Genomic DNA, 18,898 nt, shown 5'->3' with positions numbered 1-18,898 from the left:
GCACGATGACGAACAGCCCCCTGGTCGCCGAGCCGGCGCAGGCACCGGAGGCGGCCCTCGAGGTCACCTCCGACGCGCCCGAGGTGAGCCTGCTCACCGAGGTGACCGTGGCCAAGAAGGGGCACGACGCCCCCGAGTCGACCAGCACCAGGAAGTCGGGCAGGTCGGGCCGGACCGGCCGGAGTGCGAGCTCCGACAAGGCCACCAAGGCCGAGAGGGCGCTCGGGCACGTCTCCTTCGTGGGCGCGGGTCCCGGCGACCCGGGTCTGCTCACCGTGCGGGCCGTCGACCTGCTCGCCGCGGCCGACGTGGTCGTGCTCGACCAGGCCAGCCGCGAGGACCTCGCCGCTCGCTACTGCCGCGACGGGGTCGAGGTGCTGGACGCCGGTTTCGGTGACGACGGTCAGCCGCTGACCCGTGCCGTGCGGGCCAAGCTCGTCGTGAAGGCGGCGAAGGCCGGTGGTCGCGTCGTGCGGCTGATGGACGGGGACCCGTCCACCTTCACGGGGCTGGCCGACGAGATCGTGGCCTGCCGCAAGAACGGGGTCTCCTTCGACGTCGTCCCGGGCGTCTCCGCCGTCAGCGCCGTCCCGGCCTACGCGGGGATGCCGATGACCACCAGCCACACCTCCAGCGTCAACGTGGTGCACCCGACGGGTCGCTCGCTCGACTGGTCGCGGCACGCCGACAAGGACGCCACGGTCATCGTGCTCGGCACCGGTGACGACATCGCCGCCGCCGCGGTGGGTCTGCTCGGTGCGGGCCGGTCGGCCTCGACGCCGGTCGCGCTGACCTCCCACGGCACGACGACGACCCAGTCGACGACCACGACGACGCTGGGCGACCTCCAGCGGGCCGCCGCCGCCCTCGACGGCTCGCCGACCACGGCCGTCGTCGGCGACGTCGTCGCGCTGCGCGAGCAGGGCAGCTGGTACGAGACGAAGCCGCTCTTCGGCTGGCGGGTCCTGGTGCCGCGCACCAAGGAACAGGCCGGCGGGGTCACCTCGAAGCTGTCCGACCACGGCGCCACCGCCGAGGTCGTGCCGACCATCTCCGTCGAACCGCCGCGCACCCCGCAGCAGATGGAGAAGGCGGTCAAGGGGCTGGTGACCGGGCGCTACGAGTGGATCGGCTTCACGTCCGTCAACGCCGTCAAGGCCGTGCGGGAGAAGTTCACCGAGTACGGCCTCGACGCCCGCGCGTTCTCCGGCCTCAAGGTCGCCGCCGTCGGTGGCGTCACGGCGGACGCGTTGCGCGAGTGGGGGATCGAACCCGACCTCATGCCCGAGAACGAGCAGTCCGCCTCCGGGCTGCTGGAGTCCTGGCCGCCCTACGACGACGTCCTCGACCCCATCAACCGGGTGTTCCTGCCGCGTGCGGACATCGCGACCGACACCCTGGTCGCGGGTCTGGTGGAGAACGGCTGGGAGGTCGACGACGTCACCGCCTACCGGACGGTGCGCGCCGCGCCGCCCGCCGCCCCGGTGCGCGACGCGATCAAGACCGGCGCGTTCGACGCGGTCGTCTTCACGTCGAGCTCGACGGTCCGCAACCTCGTCGGGATCGCCGGGAAACCGCACCCGTCGACCATCGTCGCCTGCATCGGCCCGGCCACCGCGAAGACCGCCGAGGAGCACGGCCTGCGGGTCGACGTCCTCGCGCCGGAGCCCAGTGCGGAGGCCCTCGTCGAGGCGCTGGCCGGTTTCGGTCAGGGTCTGCGGGCGGCGGCCGCCGAGGCCGGCGAGCCGGTGCTGCGGCCCAGCCAGAAGAAGTCCTCCGCGCGCCGTCGGGCGCGCTGACCAGCTAGGAGTTCCCCCGTGGTGCAGTTGCCGATCAGGCCCCGCCGTCTCCGCTCCACCCCGGCGATGCGCCGGTTGGTGACGGACGTGCACCTGCACCCGGGGGACCTCGTGCTGCCGGTGTTCGTCCGGGAGGGCATCACCGAACCGCAGCCCATCCGCACCCTGCCCGGGGTCGTGCAGCACACCCGCGAGTCCCTGGTGGCGGTGGCGAAGGACGCCGTCGCGGCCGGTCTCGGCGGGATCATGCTGTTCGGGGTCCCGGAGGAGCTCGACGCGGTGGGGTCCGGGGCCGACGACCCCGACGGGATCCTCAACGTCGCGCTCGAGGACGTCCGCGACGCCGTCGGCGACGACCTCGTGGTCATGGCCGACCTCTGCCTCGACGAGTTCACCGACCACGGCCACTGCGGGGTCCTGGACTCCCGGGGACGGGTGGACAACGACGCGACGCTGGAGCGCTACGCCTCGATGGCACTGGCCCAGTCCACCGCCGGGGCCCACGTGCTGGGGCCCAGCGGGATGATGGACGGCCAGATCGGGTACCTGCGCAACGCCCTGGACGGCAGCGGTTTCGAGGACGTCTCGCTGTTCGCCTACGCCGTGAAGTACGCCAGCGGGTTCTACGGTCCGTTCCGCGAGGCCGTGAACTCCCAGCTCAAGGGCGACCGCCGCACCTACCAGCAGGACCCCGCCGCGAACGTCGCCGAGGCGTTGCGCGAGGTGCGGCTCGACCTCGACGAGGGCGCCGACATGGTCATGGTGAAACCCGGCCTGCCCTACCTCGACGTGCTGCGCGCGGTGGCCGACGTCTCCGACGTCCCCGTCGCCAGCTACCAGGTGTCGGGGGAGTACGCGATGGTCGAGTTCGCCGCGCAGGCCGGGGCGCTGGACCGCGAGCGGGTGGCGCTGGAGTCGCTGCTGGCGCTGCGACGGGCCGGCGCGTCGATCGTTCTCAGCTACTGGGCGCTCGAGGCCGCGCAGGAGTGGCTCTGAGGCGTCGGCAACGTCCGACGACTCCGGTCTTCGTGCACGTTCGAGGTTCCCACCTCGTGGGGTGGACCTGAGCGTGCGAGGCTCCACCAGCAGCATCCGGAACGGCGACGTCGAGCGCAGCCGCACCGAGGCGCCGCTGCGGCTGAGCCGCCGCAACCGCTCCAGCTGCTGGGCCGGCAACCCCGCCCGCAGGTGCAGGCTGCGGACCTCGACACCCCGTCGCAACGCGCGTCGTGGGCGCAGCCCCCCACGTTCGGACCTCCGGCCCGAGCCGGGGCCTTCGACGACCTCGATCCGAGGCAACTGCAAGCGCCTCTCCGAACGGAAGCCGTGCAGTGTGGCGGGATGGTGACAGGGCGGGACCGGACGCCCTCGTTGACGAGCCAGCCGGTAGGGCCTAGCTTCCTCAGCACTTCCACAGTTGAGCGATGGAGCTCTCGAAGGAGAAGAAGCGCATGCCCCTCAATCCCTCCCGGCGCAGCGTCGTGCTCGCCGCGACGGCCGCCACCGCCCTCGTCGGTGCCGCCGCCGGCCCGGCCGCAGCGGCCGACCAGCACGACCCCGGGCTCTTCGCCGAACCGTGGGGCACCCTGCCCGACGGGAGGGCCGTCGAACGCTGGACCCTCGTCAACGGCGAGGTCACCGCCCGCGTCCTGACCTACGGCGGGATCCTGCAGAGCCTCGAGTTTCCCGACCACCGCGGGCGGGTGCGCAACGTCGTCCTGGGTTTCGCCGACCTCGAGGGCTACCTCGCCGGCAACAACCCCGGCCCCTACTTCGGGGCGCTCATCGGCCGCTACGGAAACCGCATCGCGGAGGGGAAGTTCACCCTCGACGGGGTCGAGCACCAGCTCCCGCTGAACAACGGGCCGAACTCCCTGCACGGCGGGGTGAACTCCTTCGACAAGCGGCTGTGGTCGGCGACCCCGGTGTTCGGTGACCACACCGTCGGGCTGCGGTTGTCCCTGGACAGTCCCGACGGCGACCAGGGCTACCCCGGGAACCTGCACGTCGAGGTCACGTACTCCCTCGACCGGTTCGCGCAGCTGAGCCTCGACTACTTCGCCACCACCGACGCGGCGACCGTCGTGAACCTCACCAACCACAGCTACTGGAACCTGAACGGAGAGGGTTCCGGCAACGCCCTCGAGCAGGAACTGACCATCCACGCCAGCGGTTTCACCCCGGTGGACGAGACGCTCATCCCGACCGGCGAGATCGCGCCGGTGGCGGGGACCCCGATGGACTTCCGTTCCCCGACGAGGATCGGCGCGCGGGTCCGTCGGCCGTACCAGCAGATCCTGTTCGGTCAGGGGTACGACCACAACTGGGTGCTGGACCGGACCGGGGGTGGGCTCGAGGAGGCCGCCGTCCTGCAGGACACCCGCAGCGGGCGCACCCTGCGGATCTCGACGACGGAACCGGGGCTGCAGTTCTACTCCGGGAACTTCCTCGACGCCACCCTCGTGGGCACCGGCGGCGGCACCTACCGCCAGGGCGACGGGGTGGCGCTGGAGACCCAGCACTTCCCCGACTCCCCGAACCAGCCGGACTTCCCCTCGACCGTGCTGCGGCCCGGCGAGGAGTACCGGACGACGACGGTCTTCGCGCTCTCGCGCTGAGACCTCCGCTGATCCGGCGCCGCCGCGGGGGCGCCGGTCAGCGGTGATCGAGCCGAGGCTGAGCCGATCAGGGGACGGGACGTTCAGCGACGACGCTGCACCACCGATTCCGCACTGTGGCCCGCAACCGCTCGACCCGGAGACGATCGACCGGCAACGGCGACGACGCCGCCAAGCTCGCCCTCCTCACCCTCCTGGTGCTCGCGGGCACGGGGCGCGCGCTGTGCGCCTGGCTGGCGGTCTGGTGGCCCGTGCTCGCCCTGGCCGGGGCCGTCGTCGTCGTGCTGCTCACCTGGCGGGTGCTGGTGCTGCGGCGACGGGCCCGCGGGCGAGCCGCCCGGCAGGCGCGGCTGGACCAGCAGGTCGCCGCCACCGACGGGATGAGCGGAGCGGACTTCGAGCAGCTCGTCGCCCGGCTCCTGCGCCGCGACGGCTGGCGCCAGGTCACCGTCTCCGGTGGTTCCGGTGACCTGGGCGCCGACGTCACCGCCCGCCACCCCGGCGACGGGTCGCTGCTGGTGGTGCAGTGCAAGCGCTACACCGACCGGGCCGTCGGCTCTCCCGACCTGCAGCGGTTCCTGGGTACCGTCTTCCACCACCACCGCGCCGACCACGCCCTCTACGTCACCACCAGCACCTACTCCCGTCCGGCCCGCGCCCTGGCCGCCGGTAGCGGCGTGCAGCTGCTGGACCGCGAGGCCCTGGCGACGTGGATGACGGGGCGGTCCCCGGCGCTGGACGCTGCCGTGCAGGCCGTCGCGCGCTGACCACGCCGACCACGCTGACCGGTCGGCGGGACGGTGGTCTTCCGTCGACCCGCGGGCCACACTGGGACGGTGGCGGTGCGGCGCGAGGACCTGGTGCGCCTGCGGCAGGTCCGCGACCGGATCGACCGCGACTTCGCGCAACCCCTCGACGTCGCGGTGCTGGCCCGGCAGGCGCTGATGTCGTCCGGGCACTTCTCCCGCTGCTTCCGCGCCGCCTTCGGCGAGACGCCCTACGACTACGTCATGACCCGCCGCATCGAACGGGCCAAGGCGCTGCTGCGGCGCGGCGACGTGTCGGTCACCGACGCCTGCTTCGCGGTGGGCTGTTCCTCGCTGGGCTCGTTCAGCTCGCGGTTCACGCGCCTGGTGGGGGAGACGCCCAGCGCGTACAGGGCCCGCGACCACTCCGCCGCGGCGTCGATCCCCAGCTGCGTCCTGCACCGGGCGGCCAGACCGGTCACGATCCGAGAAGCCGGCCGGGTCTGAGCGCGCCTAGCGTCGTGGACATGGTGATCCTCTCCAGCGTCCTCCTGACCGTCCACGACCACGACGAGGCCCTGACCTTCTACCGCGACCTGCTCGGGTTCGCGGTGACCCAGGACGTCTCCTACGAGGGGATGCGCTGGGTCACCGTCACCCCCGCCGACCAGCCGGACGTGCACGTCGTCCTGGAGACCCCGCAGTCCTGGCCGGACGCGTCGCCCGCCGACCGCGAGGCCATCGCGGAGCTCCTCGTCAAGGGCCTCGTCTCGCGCCTCATCTTCACCACCGACGACGTCGACGCCCTGCACGACAAGCTCTCCGCCGCCGGCGCGGAGATCCTGCAGGAGCCCGTCGACCAGCAGTACGGGGTCCGCGACTTCGGCGTCCGCGACCCCTCCGGCAACCAGCTCCGCTTCAACCAGCCGCTGGCGGACGCGCCCAGCTGGTCCTGACGCCGCCGTCTCCACAGGGGCTCGGAGGCGGTCGGTCGTCCACAGCGCGGGCTCGCGGACCCGAGCCGGTGCGTCGCCCGTCGCAGGCTCTGCGCATGACGATCCACCCGAGCCCGCGCACGCTGACCGGACTCCCCTCCGGCCTCCCCTCCGCCCTCCCGCACGAGACGCTCGCGGACTGCTGGGTCCGGCTCGCCGACGGCGGGCCCAGCTGGACGCTGGACCTCCTCGACGTGCTCGAGCCCCACGTCCTCGGCCGGCCCGCCGACGGCCGCGACATCGTCCGCTACCGCGACCTGCCGTGGACGGCCGCCGCTCAGCTCCTGCAGCGGCTGCCGGCCGGGCGGCTGGCCGACAAGCAGAACGACGCCCCGTCGCTGGGGTCGGTGCTGGTGGCCGCGATCGGGCACCCGCGCGAGGTCGAGGTGCACGGCTACCTCGTCCCGCCCTCGCGGGAGGACGAGCGCATCACCGCCGAGGGGATCGTGGTCTACGACCACCCCGAGCTCGACGAGTTCCGGCTGGTCGACGACGACTCGTGCTGCACGGAGAACGGCTGCGAGTGCCAGGCCTTCTGGGCCTCCGTGCAGGCCTCCTTCGGCCTCGACGACGCCACGCGCAGCCCGCACGTCGTCCGGCGCCGCACGTGCCGGCGGACCGGCCGCGACGGCTGGTACCTGTGGTGGACCTGACCGTCCCCTCCGCGCGGGCGACGCGTCACCCACGTGGGTGCTGGGTGACCGGACGTGAGGTCGGTCACCCTCGACCTCCGACACGCCGTCGTAGCCGCCCCTGGGGCGACCGCATCCCGCGAACCTTGCGACACTGGGGCCCGTGACCGCGCCGACGCCTGCCCCGACGAGCCCTGCCGCGCCCGTTTCCGCCGCCCTCTTCGAGCGGGCCTCCGCCGTCATCCCCGGCGGGGTGAACTCGCCCGTGCGGGCCTTCCGGGCCGTCGGCGGGACCCCGCGGTTCATCGCCTCGGCCCGGGGCCCCTACCTCACCGACGCCGACGGTCGCGAGTACGTCGACCTGCTCTGCTCCTGGGGGCCGATGATCCTCGGCCACGCCCACCCGGACGTGCTCGCGGCGGTCGACGCGGCGGCGCGCCAGGGGTTCTCCTTCGGGACCCCGACGGAGCGCGAGGTGATGCTCGCCGAGGCGATCGTCGCCCGCGTCGAGCCCGTCGAGCAGGTGCGCCTGGTCAGCTCCGGCACCGAGGCCACGATGAGCGCGATCCGCCTCGCCCGCGGGTTCACCGGACGCCCGGTGATCGTGAAGTTCGCCGGGCACTACCACGGTCACGTCGACGCCCTGCTGGCCTCGGCCGGGTCGGGGCTGGCGACCTTCGCGCTGCCCGACACCCCGGGGGTGACGGGGACCGCCGCCGGGGACACCATCGTCCTGCCCTACAACGACACCGAGGCGCTCGCGGAGGTCTTCCGGCAGCACGGGGACCGCATCGCGTGCGTGATCACCGAGGCGGCCGCCGGGAACATGGGCGTCGTCCGCCCGCAGCCCGGCTTCACGGCCGAGCTGCGCCGGATCACCCGTGAGCACGGCGCGCTGCTCGTCTCCGACGAGGTCATGACGGGCTTCCGCGTCAGCGCGGCGGGCTGGTACGGCTTCGAGGGCCTCGGTCTCGAGCACGCCCCGGACCTGCTGACCTTCGGCAAGGTCATGGGCGGTGGCTTCCCCGCCGCCGCGTTCGGCGGCCGCGCCGACGTCATGGCCCACCTCGCTCCCGCCGGTCCCGTCTACCAGGCGGGCACGCTGTCCGGGAACCCCGTCGCGACCGCCGCCGGTCTCGCGACGCTGAGCGCCTGCACCCCCGCGGTCTACGCCGCCGTCGAGGCCGCCGCGACGACGGTCCGCGAGGCCGCGAGCGCCGCCCTGTCCGCCGCGGGCGTCCCGCACCTGGTGAACACGGCGGGGTCGATGTTCAGCGTCTTCTTCACCGAGCGGGAGTCGGTCACGAACTACGACGAGGCCCGTCAGCAGGACCTGGGGGCCTTCCGCGGCTTCTTCCACTCGATGCTCGACCAGGGCGTCCACCTGCCGCCGAGCGCCTTCGAGGCGTGGTTCCTCTCGGCGAGCCACGACGAGACCGCGCTCGGGCGGATCGTCGGGGCGTTGCCGGCGGCGGCGCGCGCCGCGGCGGAGGGGGCGGGTTCGCTGTGACCGGCACGCAGGGCAGGACGACCGTCCACCTCGTCCGCCACGGCGAGGTGTTCAACCCCGACCGCGTCCTCTACGGCCGGTTGCCGCACTTCCGCCTCTCCGACCGCGGTCAGGCGATGGCGACGCGGCTGGGGGAGTTCTTCGCCGACCACGACGTCGCCTCGGTGACGGCCTCGCCGTTGCAGCGGGCCCAGGAGACCGCGACGCCGACGGCGCAGCGCCACGGCCTCGCGCTCGGTACGGACGCCCGGCTCATCGAGGCCGGGAACTCCTTCGAGGGGCACCGCGTCACCGACGGGCGCGGCTCGATCCGCGACCCGCGGGTGTGGCCGCGGCTGTGGAACCCGTTCCAGCCCAGCTGGGGTGAACCGTACGAGCAGCAGGTCGCGCGGATGAGCGCCGTCGTGCGCGACGTCCGGGACGCGTTCCCGGGCCGGGAGTCCGTGCTGGTCAGCCACCAGCTGCCGGTGTGGGTGACGCGGCTGCGGGCCGAGCAGCGCCCGCTGTTCCACGACCCGCGCAAGCGGCAGTGCAACCTGGCCTCGGTGACGTCGCTGGAGTTCTCCGGTCGCACGCTCGTCTCGGTCGCCTACACCGAACCCGCCGCCGACCTGCTGCTCGGCGCCGACCCGATCCCGGGGGCGTGATGACTCTCTCGCGCAGGGCGTTCGGAATGGCGGCGTTGTCGACGCTGGGCCTGGCCGCGTGCTCGGGCGGTGACGGGTTGCCGAAGTCCGAGGGGTCGAACTTCATCGAGGGCGACGGCTCCTACGTGCACTGGAAGGCCGACGAGCGCAAGGAGCCGGTCGAGTTCAGCGGGACGACGGTCGACGGCGACACCGTCGACCTCGCCGACTACCGCGGCAAGGTCGTCGTCCTGAACACCTGGTTCGCCGGGTGCGCGCCCTGCCGCTCCGAGGCACCCGACCTCGAGGCGGTCTGGCAGCAGTACTCGGGCCGCGACGTGCAGTTCCTCGGCATCAACACCTACGACACCGCCGACGTCGCCGCCTCGTTCCAGCGGTCGCACTCGATCACATTCCCCTCGATCCTGGACGCGAAGTCCGGAGCGGCGATGCTCGCGCTGCGGACGTACTCGCCGCAGGCGACGCCCACGACGCTCGTTCTCGACCCCGAGGGTCGCGTCGCGTCCCGGGTCTCGGGGATCGTGTCGACGTCGACGCTCACCGGGATGCTCGACGACGCCGGCGCGACCCCCGCCCCGACGGACGGGACGACGCCCACGGCGACGGGGGCCCCTGCGTGAACCTTCCCCTGTACGTGCAGAACGGGCCGCTGCTGCTGGCGGTCCCGTTGGCGGCGCTGGCGGGACTGGTGTCGTTCCTGTCCCCGTGCGTCCTGCCGCTCGTACCGGGGTTCCTCGCCTACGTGACCGGGCTGTCCGGGGGAGACCTCGAGAAGCAGCGGCGAGGACGGATGTTCCTCGGGTCGCTGTTGTTCGTGCTCGGGTTCTCCGTGGTCTACGTCCTCATCAGCTTCACCGCCGGCAGCGCCGGCGGGTGGCTCATGGGGCTGCGCTACCAAGCGGCCTTCCAGCGCGTCTCCGGGATCCTGGTGATCTTCGCCGGCCTGGTCCTGCTCTTCGCCCCGCTCTGGGCGCAGCGGGAGATCAAGGTGCGGTGGCGTCCACGGGCCGGCCTGGCGGGGGCACCCCTGCTGGGTGCGCTGTTCGGCCTCGGGTGGACCCCGTGCATCGGCCCGATCTTCTCTGCGATCCTGGCGATGGCCATGACCTCGGCGAACGGCGCCCGTGCGGCCGGCCTCGGGTTCGCCTACTGCCTCGGACTGGGGATCCCCTTCATCCTCGTGGCGCTCGCCTACGGGCGAGGCATGAAGGTCCTGGGCGTCCTGCGTCGTCACCGGCTGGCCTTCAACCGCTTCGGCGCGCTCCTGCTCCTGCTCATCGGTGCCCTGCTCGCCACGAACCAGTTCATCCCGCTGGTCAGCTGGCTGCAGAACACCTTCGTCTCGAACTTCCAGCCGGTGATCTGATGCCCCGTACCGACGAGACCCACCTCGACGACCTCCGCGACGCCTACCGCGACAACGACACCGCCGAGGGCGTCACCCCACCCCGGCGCCGCAAGCGCAGGGAACCGCAGCTCGCTTCGGAGCTGAAGCCGCTGGAGTTCCTGCGCTACTGCTGGCGGCAGCTGACGAGCATGCGCACGGCGCTGTTCCTGCTCATGCTGCTGGCGGTCGCGGCCGTCCCCGGCTCGACGTTCCCGCAGCAGAACAACAACCCCACGGCCGTGGCGCAGTGGGAGGTCGACCACCCCACGGCCTACCCGTGGGTGGAGCGGCTGCAGGGGTTCCACGTCTACTCCTCGGTCTGGTTCTCCGCGGTCTACCTGCTGCTGTTCATCTCCCTCGTCGGCTGCGTGCTGCCGCGGGCGGGTGTGCACCTCAAGGCGCTGCGGTCCCGGCCGCCGCGGACCCCGTCGCGGCTGGAACGCCTGCCCGAGCACCGCGGCTCGACGGTGGGTTCCACCCCCGAGGAGGTCCTCGACGCCGCCCGGGCGGTGCTGGCGAAGCGGCACTTCCGCGTCGACCGGCGCGAGGGGTCGGTCGCGGCCGAGAAGGGCCACCACCGCGAGAGCGGGAACCTGCTCTTCCACCTGTCCCTGGTCGGCCTGCTGCTCTCGGTCGCGTCGAGCTCGTTGTTCTCCTACTCCGGCCAGCGCCTGGTCACCGTCGGCGGCACGATGGTCGGCACCACGTTCGACAGCTTCAGCGGCGGGGTCGGGACGAGCGAGGACGACGTCCCGCCGTTCACGCTGTCGCTGGACTCCATGGACGTGTCCTTCGAGGCGCAGCAGACGTCGCAGATCGGTGAACCGCGGACGTTCGCGGCGAACGTCACGCTGACCGACGAACCGGGGGCGACGCCGAAGGAGGAGACGATCAAGGTCAACCACCCGGCGAAGGTCGGGCAGACCCAGATCTCGCTGTCCGGCAACGGCTACGCCCCGGTCATCGTCGTCCGCGACGGGAAGGGCGACGTCGTCGCCGACGGTCCGACGCCGTTCCTGCCGCAGACCGCGAACTACGACTCGACCGGCGTCGTGAAGGTGCCGGACGCCGTCGACGCGAACGGGGCCCCGGTGCAGCTGGCGGTCCAGGGCGTGTTCCTGCCGACGGCCACCACCGACGCGGCCGGCACGCCGGTCTCGAAGTTCCCGGACACCGTCAACCCGGTCCTCATCGCGAAGGTCTGGACCGGCGACCTGGGGATCGACAGCGGGGTCGCGCAGAACGTCTACACCCTCGACACCAGCGCGATGACCCAGGTCGTCGGCGACGACGGCCAAGCCGTGGCGCTGACGATGGCCCCCGGGCAGACGGTCCAGCTGCCGAACGGGCTCGGCTCCGTCGAGTTCCAGGGCATCGAGCGCTTCGCCTCCCTCGACGTCCGCTCCACCCCGGGTCAGAGCGCGGCGCTCGTCTTCGCGCTGCTGGCCACGCTCGGGCTGATCCTGTCGCTGTTCCTGCCGCGACGCCGGGTGTGGGTCAAGGCGGTCCGCAGCGGTGAGTCAGGGGCGGCGGGCACGGTCGTCACCGTCGGTGGTCTGGCCCGCGGCAACGACGCGGGTCTGGCCGAGGAGGTCGACGGCGTCCTGGCGCGCCTGCGTGAGGTCCTCGGTGAGCCCGAGCCTCCCGGCGAATCGCCAGCAGACCCCCCGGTGGGGGACCATGAGCCTTCAGTGCACGCTCCCGAGGAGACCCCGTGACCGTCGACGAGAACGTCGCCCAGATCAGCAACGTGCTGCTCTACGGCGCGATGAGCGCCTACCTCTTCTCCTTCATCGCCTACGCCGCCGACCTCGCCGAGGGCGGCCAGGTCATCAAGGCGCGCGAGGCCCGGCGCACCGCCGCCACCGCCACGGCCGGCGGGGCCGGCGGGGCCGGCGGGGGTGGCACGACCACCCTGGAGAAGCCCGTCACGGCCCGGCGTCGTCGCGCGGCCGCGGTGGGGACCTCGCTGTTCACCGTCGCGACCCTGCTGCACCTGGGTGCGGTCGTCTCCCGCGGGGTCTCGGTGCACCGGGTGCCCTGGGGCAACATGTTCGAGTTCGCCCTCACCGGCACCCTCATCGTGGCCCTCGGCTACCTCGTCGCCGTCGGGCGTGCGCACCGCGCGGGCCTGGGCGGGGGCCGTGACGCCCGCTACCTGGGCACCTTCGTCACCGGGCCGATCCTCGCGACCCTCGGGATCGCGTTGCGCTCGTTCTACGTCCAGGCCGCCCAGCTCGTCCCCGCACTGGACAGCTACTGGCTGATCATCCACGTCTTCGTCGCGATCCTGGCGACCGCGCTCTCCACCCTCGGCTTCTCCGCGACGGTGCTGCAGCTGGTCCAGGAGAAGCGCGACCGCGTGAAGGCCGCCGGCGGGCGTCCCGGTGGGGCCTTCATGGACGCCCTCCCCGGGTCGGTGGAGCTTGAGCGCACCGCGTTCCGCCTCAACGCCGTCGCGTTCGTGATGTGGACGTTCACCCTCATCGCCGGTGCCGTGTGGGCCCAGGTCGCCTGGAACCGCTACTGGAACTGGGACTCCAAGGAGGTGTGGACGTTCGTCATCTGGGTCGTCTACGCCACCTACCTGCACGCCCGCGCGACCCGGGGCTGGAACGGCCGCCGTGCCGCCTGGCTCTCGGTCCTCGGCTTCGCCTGCATGCTCTTCAACTACCTCGTGGTGAACATCTTCTTCCCCGGCCTGCACTCCTACGCGGGGGTCTGAGCCGTGGGTGGGGTGACGCTGCGCTACACCGCCCTGCGGCTCGGCATCTTCGCCGTCTGCCTCATCGTGGCGCGCGCCGTGGGGGCCCGGGGGTGGCTGGCGCTGCTCATCGCGGCCGTCGTCTCGGTCCTGCTGTCGCTGCTCCTGCTGCGCCGCCAGCGCGAGCAGATGGCCGAGGCGCTGCAGCGACGCATCGACGGCCGGATCGACTCCCGGCAGAACGGCACCGGGACGACGTCGCGGTTCCGCCGCGGCCTCGACGAGGACAACGCCGCCGAGGACTGAACCGCGGGGGCTGCCCGCCCCTCCGAGCGCCCCGCCGGGACTCCCGGCGGGGCGCTCGTGCGTCTACTCGAAGACGATCACCTGCCGCACGGCCCGCCCCTCCGCGAGCTCGTCGAGGGCCTCGTTGACGTCGTCGAGGGCGATCCGCCGCGTCACCAGCTCCTCGACGGGCAGCGCCCCGTCCAGGTAGAGCTGCGCGTAGCGGGGGACGTCGCGCGCGGGGACGGCCGAGCCGAGGTAGCTGCCGACGATGCTGCGGGCCTGCGCGACCAGCCCCAGCGGGGAGATCGAGGAGCGGGCGGTGGGGCTGGGCAGGCCCACCGTCACCGTCCGCCCGCCCGGGGCGGTCAGCTCCACGGCGGTCTCGAAGGCCTTCGGGTGTCCCGCGGCCTCCACCACGACGTCGGCGCTGACCCCGGCCGCCAGCGCGTCGGCCGGTGACCACGCCGCCGCGGCCCCCAGCGCCAGCGCCCGCTCCAGCTTCGCCGGCACCGCGTCGACGCCGATCACGGGGCCGTGGCCCAGCCCGACCGCGGTGAGCAGGGCGGCCATCCCGACCCCGCCGAGACCGACCACGGCGAGGGTCTGCCCCGGCGCCCACGCCCCGGCGTTGACGACGGCACCCCCGCCGGTGAGGACGGCGCAGCCGAGCACGGCCGCGACCTCGGGCGGTACCTCGTCGGGCACCGCGACCACCGAGCGGCGGTCCACGACGGCGTGGGTGGCGAAGGCCGAGACGCCCAGGTGGTGGGCGACGGGTTCACCGTCGCGGTGCAGGCGGGTGCCGCCGCCCAGCAGTTCCCCGGCGTTGTTGGCCGCCGTCCCCGGCGCGCAGGGCATCCGCCCGTCGGTGGCGCAGCCGGCGCACTCCTCGCAGCGGGGCAGGAAGACCATGACGACCCGCTGGCCGACGCGCAGGTCCTCGACACCGGGGCCGAGGGCCTCGACGCGACCGGCCGCCTCGTGGCCGAGCAGCATCGGCACCGGGCGGACCCGGTTGCCGTCGACGACGCTGAGGTCGGAGTGGCAGAGCCCCGCCGCCTCCATCCGCACCAGGACCTCGCCGGGTCCGGGGTCGGACAGCTCCAGCTCGCTGATGGTCAGCGGCCGGCTCGCGGCGTAGGGGCGCTCGCGCCCGATCTCCTCCAGCACCGCCCCGCGGATCCTCACGACGCCTCCCCGGCCGGGCGGGTCGCGGTCACCCGGGTCGCGACGGCGGCGGCTACGTCGTCCCCCGCGCGCAGCGGCGCCCCGGCGAACAGCCCCTCGTGGGCCAGCACGGGACGGCGGTCCCCGGCCAGCTCCGGGTGCTTCTCCTCCAGCGCCTCCCGGCGGCGCGCGACGTCGTGCCAGTGCCGGACGGTCTCGGCGTCCCCACCGCCGGTGGCGCGCCAGGTGCGCGGCATCTGCTCGCGGGACGGGCCCGGGTCGGCGGGGCGGGTCACCCGCAGTCCCGGCGGGCGCCGCCAGGTGGGCGCGGTGCACGTCGCGCAGCCGGGGTTGGGCGAGAACATCGAGGGCAGGGCCGTCTCGGCGCGGTGCCCCTGGTCGCAGACGAGGTCGACGATGATCACGTCCGCCGCCTCAGGAGTAGTAGCCGTCGGGGGCGAGGCGCAGCGACTTCCGCTGCTCGGCGTCGTGGCCGAAGACCACCTCGGCACCGGTCGCCTCGGCGATGCCGCGCAGCTTCGCCACCGACTCCAGCCAGGCGAGGTTGTCCCACACGATCGCCGCACCCGTCGCGGGCGGTCCCCAGCTCGCGCCGAGGTAGACGGCGTCGGAGGTGAAGATCTTGGTGCCGTCGTTCGGCAGGTCGACCCGCAGCGACATCGTCCCCCAGGTGTGGCCGGGGGTCTCGATGAGGTGCACGCCGTCGACGAGCTCCACGTCGCCGGACACCGCCTCCAGGTCGAGACCGGCGTAGTCGCTGACGATGTGCGCGCCCTGCGAGTACCCCTCGATGGCGCGCGCCCCCTCGATCTCGGCGGCGTTGGCGATGATGCGGGTCTTCGGGTCGGTGAACATCGACGCGTTCGCGGCGTGGTCGAAGTGCAGGTGGGACAGGACCAGGACGTCGATGTCGTCCGGGGTCAGCTCCAGCTGGGCCAGGGAGGAGTCCAGGTAGCCGGGGCCCGTGGGGTCCTCCTGCACGGGGAAGAAGTCGTGGAAGCCGGTGGGGGCCCAGCGCGTCTCCCAGTCCCGGGGGACCCCGGTGTCCCAGAGGATCCGGCCCTCGGGGTGCTCGATGAGCACCGCGTGGGTGGGGCACTCCCCCCAGGGGATCGGCTCGTCGCGCTGGTGGCGGCTCTTGATGGTGGTGCCGCCCTGCAGCAGCAACCAGGTCAGGTCCGTCTCCATGACGCCGGTGGAGAGCACGTGGACCTTCATCTCGCTGGCCATGACAACCGTCCTCGCTCGTCGTGGGTGGTGCGATCACCCTGGCAGCGCACCGTCCCGTCGGCGATGGTCCCCGCTCCACCGTCACGGCCCGGCGGTGTGCCCGAGCACACCCCCCGCCTACGATCCGGCCGTGACGACGGAGTCCCCCGAGGCCGCCGGGGCGCGCGAGGCCGCCCGGCGCGAGCAGCTGCTGCGCGTCCTCTACGACACCGCCACCGACCTCAGCTCGCTGCGCGACGTGGACGCCGTGCTGGGGGCGATCGTGCGCCGCACCCGCAGCCTGCTCAGCACCGACATGGCCTACCTCAGCCTCAACGACGACGCGGCCGGGGAGACCTTCATCCGGATGACCGACGGGGTCGCCACCGCCGCCTACCGCAACATCCGGATGCCGCTGGGGACGGGTGTGCTGGGCGCGGTCGCCACCGGCAACTCCCCGCGCTGGACGCGCGACTACCTCGCCGACACCTCCCTGAGCCACCTGCCCGGGGTCGACTCCAGCGTCGCCGGGGAGGGGGTCCGGGCGATCATGGGCGTCCCGTTGCGGGTGGAGGGCCGGGTCATCGGGGCGCTGCTCGTCGCCCAGCGTCGCCCGTGGGACTTCTCCCGCGAGGACGTCTCGCTCGTGGAGGCCATCGGCTCCCACGCCGCCGTCGCGCTGGAGAACGCGCGGAGGTTCTCCGCGGTCTCCGACGCCCTGGCCCGCCTGGCCCAGGCGCAGCGGGAGAACCTCGAGCACGTCGCCACCCTGGAGGCGCTCACCGCCGCCGACGTCGAGCTCTCCCGGGCCCTGGCCGAGCCGAACCCCGCGCAGGCCATCGCCCTCGTCCTCGGGGCGCGCTGCGCGGGGGAGGTCGTGGTGCTCGACGCCGACGGCCACCGCCTCGCCGCGACGTCACCCGACCCCGCGCCGGACCGGGCCACGCTGCGCGCCGCGGCCCGCGACTCCGCCCGCGCCGGTGGCGGGGTGGCGGTCCCCGGTGGCGGGGAGGGCCTGCTGGTGGCCGCGACCACCGGCGGCGACGTGCTCGGGGCGCTCCTGCTGCAGGGGGCGCCCACCACCCGCGAGCGCCTGCTGCTGGAACGGGCCGCGACCTTCCTCACCGCGGCCCTGCTGTTCCAGCGCGCGCTGGCGGAGTCGACCCACCGGCAGGAGACGGAGGTCGCGCTGGCCCTGCTGGGCCCGCGCGCGGCGCAGGTCCCCGGGCTCGCGGCGCGGGCCGCGCGCCTCGGCCTCGACGTCGCCGCGGGGACGGTGGTGAGCGTCGTCGTCGTCGGGCCCCAGGACCGCACCACCGCGCACGCCGTGGCGCGCGCGGTGGTGCCGGGCGGGGCGGGGCTGGTGACCCGTCACGAGGACCACCTGTGCCTGCTGCTGCCCGCGGGCTCCCCGGCGCCGGGGCGGCTGCGGGCGGCGCTCGCGGCGCAGGGCGCGACCCCGACGATCGGGACGAGCCGGGCGGTGACGTCCACGGCCGCGGTCCTGTCCGCCCACGACGAGGCGCGCGGCGTCGTGCGGGCGATGGAGGCGCTGGGGCGGAGCGGGGAGGCCCTCGACGTCGACGCCCTCGGCATGCCGGGGGTGCTGCTGGGGCTGGCGGGTTCCGCCTTCGCCCGCTCGCTGGTCCGCGAGCGCCTCGGCCCGCTGCTGGAGCACGACGAGCGGCGCGACAGCGACCTCACCGCGACGGCGTGGGCCCTGGTCGGGGCCGACGGGGAGGTGCGGGCGGTGGCGTCGGCTTTGAACGTCCACCCCAACACGGTGCGGCAGCGGATGACCCGGGTGGGCGAGCTGCTGGGGGAGGACTGGCGGCGGGGCCCGCGGGCGCTGGACGTCCACGTCGCCCTGACGCTGTGGCGGCTGGGGGTCCGCTGACCCGGGCCGGCGGCGCGGGCGCCCGGTCGGCCCGGGCGCTCAGCGCAGCGGGATGCTCGCCAGCAGGTCGGGCCGCTCGGCGTCGAGCGCGGTCAGGTCGATGACGGTCGGCAGGGCCGGTAGGTGGCCCGCCTCCTCGGCGGCCTCCTCCGCCTGCAGCAGCACCTCGAGGACGCGGCGGACCAGGAACGGCTCGTCCGCGCCGGTCGCCTGCAGCTTCTCGAGCAGGGCGGCGTCGGAGGTCACCAGGTGTTCGGTGCGGGTCCCGGCCGCCGTGGTGAGGACCGCTGCGTAGCGGTGCTCGCCGTCGGCGCTGACGTCGATGGCGCCGTGGTTGTCACTCATGGGCGCACTGTGACGGGTGCGGGGTCAGAGCGCCAGTCCGAGAGCCAGCAGGGCCCCCGTCAGCAGTTCCAGCTGTCCGGTGCCCTTGAGGACGGGGATGAGGTCACGGCCCGTCGCGCCGCCGAGGACGGTCCGCAGCGGACGCTGGGCGAGGACCCCGGCGAGCAGCACGACGAGGACCCACGGGTGCCGGGGTGCGGTCAGCAGGGCCGCCACGAACGCCCCGACGACGAGCGCCGCGTAGAGGCGGCGGGTGTTCGCCTCGCCGATCCGGACGGCCAGGGTGTGCTTGCCGGCGACGGCGTCGGTGGGGACGTCGCGCAGGTTGTTGGCGACGAGGATCGCGCAGGCCAGGAACCCCACGCAGAACGCACCCGCGACGGAGGTCCCGTCGATGCGGCCGGCCTGCACGTAGGTCGTGCCCATCACGGCGACGAGGCCGAAGAAGACGAAGACGAAGACCTCACCGAGACCCGCGTAGCCGTAGGGCCGCTTGCCGCCGGTGTAGTACCAGGCGGCGGCGACGCTGGCCGCCCCCACGAGGAGCAGCCACCAGTGCCCGGAGACGGCGACGACGACGAGACCGGCGAGCGCGGCGACGGCGAAGCAGAGGAAGGCCGCGTCGCGCACGTGCCGGGGTTCGGCGGACCCGGAGCCGACGAGGCGGAAGGGGCCGACCCGGTCGGCGTCGGTGCCGCGGATCCCGTCGGAGTAGTCGTTGGCGTAGTTGACGCCGATCTGCAGGGCGAGGGAGACGACGAGGGCCAGGACCGCGGTGAGCCAGTCCACCCCGTCCAGGGCGGCGGCGGACCCGGTGCCGACGAGCACGGGGGTGATGGCGGCGGGCAGCGTGCGCGGACGGGCCGCGGCGACCCACTGCGCGGGTGACCCGGCGCGCCCCTCCACCGCTGCGCTTGGCACGATGGACCCTCG

Annotated in this window: 20 protein-coding genes; 15 read left to right on the top strand and 5 right to left on the bottom strand. The window is 73.7% G+C overall.

The features are described from left to right. Positions 1–5 precede the first annotated feature (5 nt). The 14 genes from AC0I8G_RS19595 to AC0I8G_RS19530 all read left to right on the top strand — a co-directional run bounded on the left by AC0I8G_RS19595 (position 6) and on the right by AC0I8G_RS19530 (position 13,344). On the top strand, positions 6–1,799 hold the full coding sequence (locus AC0I8G_RS19595; protein ID WP_471731515.1) for a bifunctional uroporphyrinogen-III C-methyltransferase/uroporphyrinogen-III synthase: 1,794 nt from the start codon (positions 6–8) through the stop codon (positions 1,797–1,799). Positions 1,800–1,817: 18 nt separating this feature from the next. Next, positions 1,818–2,795 carry a porphobilinogen synthase gene (gene hemB, locus AC0I8G_RS19590; RefSeq protein ID WP_471731436.1) on the top strand — a complete coding sequence of 326 codons (978 nt, stop codon included), beginning with the start codon at positions 1,818–1,820 and terminating at the stop codon, positions 2,793–2,795. A 428-nt stretch (positions 2,796–3,223) separates the two neighbouring features. Then, entirely contained in the window at positions 3,224–4,417 is a 1,194-nt protein-coding gene (locus AC0I8G_RS19585; RefSeq protein WP_471731435.1) for an aldose epimerase family protein, read from the top strand. Positions 4,418–4,533: 116 nt separating this feature from the next. Beyond that, a complete protein-coding gene (locus tag AC0I8G_RS19580; protein WP_471731434.1) occupies positions 4,534–5,184 on the top strand; it encodes a restriction endonuclease in 651 nt (216 codons plus the stop codon). A 75-nt stretch (positions 5,185–5,259) separates the two neighbouring features. Beyond that, positions 5,260–5,670, top strand: a complete 411-nt coding sequence (locus AC0I8G_RS19575; protein ID WP_328296258.1) for a helix-turn-helix transcriptional regulator — start codon at positions 5,260–5,262, stop codon at positions 5,668–5,670. A 20-nt stretch (positions 5,671–5,690) separates the two neighbouring features. After that, the gene (locus tag AC0I8G_RS19570) at positions 5,691–6,119 is read left to right on the top strand and encodes a VOC family protein (RefSeq protein WP_380258272.1); all 429 of its coding nucleotides are present in this window, start codon (positions 5,691–5,693) and stop codon (positions 6,117–6,119) included. Between the two features lie 95 nt (positions 6,120–6,214). Further along, complete coding sequence (locus AC0I8G_RS19565; protein WP_471731433.1) at positions 6,215–6,811, top strand: hypothetical protein; 597 nt, start codon at positions 6,215–6,217, stop codon at positions 6,809–6,811. A gap of 142 nt (positions 6,812–6,953) precedes the next feature. Then, positions 6,954–8,300 carry a glutamate-1-semialdehyde 2,1-aminomutase gene (gene hemL / locus AC0I8G_RS19560; protein WP_471731432.1) on the top strand — a complete coding sequence of 449 codons (1,347 nt, stop codon included), beginning with the start codon at positions 6,954–6,956 and terminating at the stop codon, positions 8,298–8,300. Continuing rightward, on the top strand, positions 8,297–8,947 hold the full coding sequence (locus tag AC0I8G_RS19555) for a histidine phosphatase family protein (protein ID WP_471731431.1): 651 nt from the start codon (positions 8,297–8,299) through the stop codon (positions 8,945–8,947). The genes hemL and AC0I8G_RS19555 overlap by 4 nt, the downstream gene beginning before the upstream one ends. Then, on the top strand, positions 8,947–9,567 hold the full coding sequence (locus AC0I8G_RS19550) for a TlpA family protein disulfide reductase (protein ID WP_471731514.1): 621 nt from the start codon (positions 8,947–8,949) through the stop codon (positions 9,565–9,567). Before AC0I8G_RS19555 ends, AC0I8G_RS19550 begins: the two co-directional genes overlap by 1 nt. Next, positions 9,564–10,313: a cytochrome c biogenesis CcdA family protein gene (locus tag AC0I8G_RS19545; protein WP_471731430.1), complete on the top strand. Its 750-nt coding sequence runs from the start codon at positions 9,564–9,566 to the stop codon at positions 10,311–10,313. Before AC0I8G_RS19550 ends, AC0I8G_RS19545 begins: the two co-directional genes overlap by 4 nt. Then, complete coding sequence (gene resB, locus AC0I8G_RS19540) at positions 10,313–12,052, top strand: cytochrome c biogenesis protein ResB (RefSeq protein ID WP_471731429.1); 1,740 nt, start codon at positions 10,313–10,315, stop codon at positions 12,050–12,052. Before AC0I8G_RS19545 ends, resB begins: the two co-directional genes overlap by 1 nt. Beyond that, positions 12,049–13,059 carry a c-type cytochrome biogenesis protein CcsB gene (ccsB, locus tag AC0I8G_RS19535; RefSeq protein ID WP_471731428.1) on the top strand — a complete coding sequence of 337 codons (1,011 nt, stop codon included), beginning with the start codon at positions 12,049–12,051 and terminating at the stop codon, positions 13,057–13,059. The genes resB and ccsB overlap by 4 nt, the downstream gene beginning before the upstream one ends. 3 nt (positions 13,060–13,062) lie before the next feature. Continuing rightward, entirely contained in the window at positions 13,063–13,344 is a 282-nt protein-coding gene (locus tag AC0I8G_RS19530) for a DUF4229 domain-containing protein (RefSeq protein WP_471731427.1), read from the top strand. Positions 13,345–13,407: 63 nt separating this feature from the next. On the opposite strand, the gene AC0I8G_RS19525 is transcribed toward AC0I8G_RS19530, so the two are convergent. Genes AC0I8G_RS19525 through AC0I8G_RS19515 form a run of 3 tightly spaced genes read right to left on the bottom strand, consistent with a single transcriptional unit; the run spans position 13,408 to position 15,744 of the window. Then, positions 13,408–14,514 (bottom strand): alcohol dehydrogenase catalytic domain-containing protein, encoded by a 1,107-nt coding sequence (locus AC0I8G_RS19525; RefSeq protein ID WP_471731426.1) that lies wholly within the window; start codon positions 14,512–14,514, stop codon positions 13,408–13,410. Next, positions 14,511–14,918, bottom strand: coding sequence for an FmdB family zinc ribbon protein (locus tag AC0I8G_RS19520; RefSeq protein ID WP_471731425.1), 408 nt, complete (start codon positions 14,916–14,918; stop codon positions 14,511–14,513). The genes AC0I8G_RS19525 and AC0I8G_RS19520 overlap by 4 nt, the downstream gene beginning before the upstream one ends. A 10-nt stretch (positions 14,919–14,928) precedes the next feature. After that, positions 14,929–15,744 (bottom strand): N-acyl homoserine lactonase family protein, encoded by an 816-nt coding sequence (locus tag AC0I8G_RS19515; RefSeq protein ID WP_471731424.1) that lies wholly within the window; start codon positions 15,742–15,744, stop codon positions 14,929–14,931. Positions 15,745–15,874: 130 nt separating this feature from the next. Here AC0I8G_RS19515 and AC0I8G_RS19510 point away from each other — a divergent pair, with 130 nt between their 5' ends. Continuing rightward, complete coding sequence (locus AC0I8G_RS19510; protein ID WP_471731423.1) at positions 15,875–17,620, top strand: helix-turn-helix domain-containing protein; 1,746 nt, start codon at positions 15,875–15,877, stop codon at positions 17,618–17,620. A gap of 39 nt (positions 17,621–17,659) precedes the next feature. On the opposite strand, the gene AC0I8G_RS19505 is transcribed toward AC0I8G_RS19510, so the two are convergent. Together AC0I8G_RS19505 and AC0I8G_RS19500 are read right to left on the bottom strand one after the other, a co-directional pair. Then, complete coding sequence (locus AC0I8G_RS19505; protein ID WP_471731422.1) at positions 17,660–17,965, bottom strand: hypothetical protein; 306 nt, start codon at positions 17,963–17,965, stop codon at positions 17,660–17,662. A gap of 24 nt (positions 17,966–17,989) precedes the next feature. After that, on the bottom strand, positions 17,990–18,886 hold the full coding sequence (locus AC0I8G_RS19500) for a 1,4-dihydroxy-2-naphthoate polyprenyltransferase (RefSeq protein WP_471731421.1): 897 nt from the start codon (positions 18,884–18,886) through the stop codon (positions 17,990–17,992). Between the last annotated feature and the right edge of the window lie 12 nt (positions 18,887–18,898).

Source organism: Kineococcus sp. AC630 (genome assembly GCF_979255925.1).
This window is presented reverse-complemented; position numbering and strand designations above follow the sequence as displayed.

Excerpts from the sequence above, each read along its gene's own strand:
- AC0I8G_RS19565 (WP_471731433.1), top strand. The coding sequence starts at position 6,215 with ATGACGATCCACCCGAGCCCGCGCACGCTGACCGGACTCCCCTCCGGC.
- AC0I8G_RS19550 (WP_471731514.1), top strand. The coding sequence starts at position 8,947 with ATGACTCTCTCGCGCAGGGCGTTCGGAATGGCGGCGTTGTCGACGCTG.
- AC0I8G_RS19570 (WP_380258272.1), top strand. The coding sequence starts at position 5,691 with ATGGTGATCCTCTCCAGCGTCCTCCTGACCGTCCACGACCACGACGAG.
- AC0I8G_RS19505 (WP_471731422.1), bottom strand. The coding sequence starts at position 17,965 with ATGAGTGACAACCACGGCGCCATCGACGTCAGCGCCGACGGCGAGCAC.
- AC0I8G_RS19595 (WP_471731515.1), top strand. The coding sequence starts at position 6 with ATGACGAACAGCCCCCTGGTCGCCGAGCCGGCGCAGGCACCGGAGGCG.
- AC0I8G_RS19515 (WP_471731424.1), bottom strand. The coding sequence starts at position 15,744 with ATGGCCAGCGAGATGAAGGTCCACGTGCTCTCCACCGGCGTCATGGAG.
- AC0I8G_RS19585 (WP_471731435.1), top strand. The coding sequence starts at position 3,224 with ATGGAGCTCTCGAAGGAGAAGAAGCGCATGCCCCTCAATCCCTCCCGG.
- resB (WP_471731429.1), top strand. The coding sequence starts at position 10,313 with ATGCCCCGTACCGACGAGACCCACCTCGACGACCTCCGCGACGCCTAC.